Source organism: Microtetraspora sp. AC03309 (assembly GCF_020826795.1).
Classification (GTDB): domain Bacteria; phylum Actinomycetota; class Actinomycetes; order Streptosporangiales; family Streptosporangiaceae; genus Microtetraspora; species Microtetraspora glauca.
In genome coordinates, this window is the sequence record NZ_JADDIL010000177.1 from 1 (window position 1) to 2,533 (window position 2,533).

A 2,533-nucleotide genomic window follows, 5' to 3' on the forward strand; every position below is an offset into this window, starting at 1 on the left:
TTCCTTCTGGCGCATCCGCTCTCACCAGATCGACGAGACAACGCATCGAAGTGTGAGGCCGGCGCGTTCGTCACCGTCCGCGCACTCATCCGCCGAGCAGGACCCCGCTACCGCTGGGACGCCCGACCCCCATCACGCCGACTCCGGTAACCGTCTACTGGCGCCCGCTCCAGAAGGGCGTGGTTCTAAAGGGATGTGCCGGCGGCCGCGGCGCGTGCCCTCCGCGCGTCTCTGCGCTCCTCGAAACGGGCCGCGGCCGAGTCGAGCTGCGCGAGGAAGGCGGCCAGCTCCTCGCGAGCGCGCTCGCCATCGGCGTCGAGCCCTTCGATGTCGAAAAGCTTCCATTGCCGCAGCACCGGCATGAGGACCTCGTCCCGGTGCTGCCGGATGTCGTAGATCCCGGCCATGGCGATCGCCACGGACTTGCGGGCGAAGCCCTCGATGCCGTGCCCCGGCATCTGGAACGCCGTGACGACGTCGGTCACGGCACGCATGGTCTGGGAGGGAGCCAGCTCGAAGGCGGCGGCGAGCAGGTTCCGGTAGAAGAGCATGTGCAGGTTCTCGTCCGCCGCGATCCTGCTCAGCAGCCGCTCGCAGTGCGGGTCGCCCGACACCTTGCCGGTGTTGCGGTGGGCGATGCGGGTGGCCAGCTCCTGGAAGGAGACGTAGGCGAGCTGGCGCAGCATCCCCTCGTGCTCCGTGGCGAAGCCGGTCTCCATGTGGGTCATCCTGGCCCGCTCGAGCGCCACCGGATCGACGGCCCGGCTCACCGTGAGGTAGTCGCGGATGGCGATGCCGTGCCGCCCCTCCTCCGCCGTCCAGCGGTGCACCCACGTGCCCCACGCGCCGTCCCTGCCGAACGTCGTCGCGATCTCGTGGTGGTAGCTGGGCAGGTTGTCCTCGGTCAGCAGGTTCACCACAAGCGAGACGCGGGCCACCTCGGGGATCGAGGTGTCCTCCGGCGACCACGCCTCCCCGCCCAGGATCCCGTCGAAGGTCCTGCCGTCGCTCCACGGGACGTACTCGTGGGGGAACCACTCCTTAGCCGTCGCGAGGTGGCGGTCCAGCTCCCCCGCCACGACGGGTTCCAGCTCGATGAGCAGCTCTGTCTGGGTGAGCGGGCGGGACGTGACAGACAAGATTGACCCCACAACGGCGAGATTACGGTTACGTAACCTACGTTAGCGTAACTTCCCGAGATCATCCCCGATCCGGCTCTCCCGCCTGCGTCTCCTCGCGTCGACCGTGCTTCGGCACCGGCACCACCCGAACTAAGGTAAAGCGGGGGCAAAAGGAGGGGATCGATGTCGAAGCCGCTACTCACGGACGACCCGCGAGAGATCGGCGGATACGCGCTGGAAGGACGGCTGGGCGCCGGCGGCCAGGGGGTCGTCTATCTGGGCCGCGCGGCCGACGGCACGACCGTCGCGGTCAAGGTCCTTCACCAGGACTGGGCCGACGACGAGACCCGCAAGAGGCTCGTCCGCGAGATCACCGCCGCCCGCCGGGTGGCGCCGTTCTGCGTCGCACAGGTCCTCGACGCCGACGTGGACGCGGATCGTCCGTACGTCGTGAGCGAGTACGTCGAGGGTCCCTCCCTTCAGCAGGCCGGCGCCCGGTCGGGGTCGGCGCTGCACCGGCTGGCGGTGACGACCGCCACCGCCCTGGCCGCCGTCCACCAGGCGGGTGTGGTCCATCGCGATTTCAAGCCCGCCAACGTCCTGCTCGGCGCGGACGGGCCCCGCGTCATCGACTTCGGGATCGCCCGGCATCTGGACTCGGCGACGAAGAGTGGCGGCCTCGTGGGCACCCCGGCCTACATGTCCCCGGAGCAGATCGCCGGAGCACAGGCCGGCCCGGCGAGCGACGTGTTCGCGTGGGGATGCGTGATCGTGTTCGCCGCCACGGGCAGGCCGCCCTTCGGTGACGACAGCGTTCCCGCTGTGATCAACCGGGTGATGAACCGCGAGCCCGACCTCGGCGCCCTCGCCGAGCCGCTCCGGTCGATCGTCGCGGACGCGCTGCGCAAGGACCCCGCCGAGCGTCCGTCGATCCTCGACATCCAGATGCGGCTGCTGGGCCGGCCGGTCGAGACCGAATCGCCCGCCGCCCCCGTCGCGCCCATGTCCCCTGTGTCCACGCCCCATGTACACATGCAACCCGCGCATGTGCCACCGTCCGGGTCCCCGGTGGGAGCCGTTTCCGCACCGGGGCACGGTCCGTACGTGCCGGTATCCGGCACCTTCACCTCCGACGGCACCGTGGGCGCCGCGTCGGCGGGCGCGCCCACCCAACCCAGCCGGTACGGCTCCCGCCGCCGCGGCGCTCTGCTCACCGGAACGGGCGCGGCCACGCTCGCCGTGGCCGTGGTCGCGGGTGTTCTGGTGTGGCAAGGGGCGGGAACCGGAGAATCCGGTCAGCCCGTCGACAGAGCACAGCAGACCACCGCCCCCGAGACCGCACAACCCGAGACCACGCGTCCCACGATCACGCGTCCCACGACCGTACCGGTGACGACGTCGCCCTCCCCCTC

At 70.5% G+C, this 2,533-nt stretch carries 2 protein-coding genes; one reads left to right on the plus strand and one right to left on the minus strand.

All coding sequences use genetic code 11. The features are described 5' to 3' along the window. Positions 1–185: 185 nt before the first annotated feature. On the minus strand, positions 186–1,139 hold the full coding sequence (locus IMZ11_RS42030) for an acyl-ACP desaturase (protein ID WP_228649090.1): 954 nt from the start codon (positions 1,137–1,139) through the stop codon (positions 186–188). 165 nt (positions 1,140–1,304) lie between these two features. Here IMZ11_RS42030 and IMZ11_RS42035 point away from each other — a divergent pair. Continuing rightward, on the plus strand, positions 1,305–2,533 hold a 1,229-nt coding region (locus tag IMZ11_RS42035), incomplete at its 3' end, for a serine/threonine-protein kinase (protein WP_228649092.1).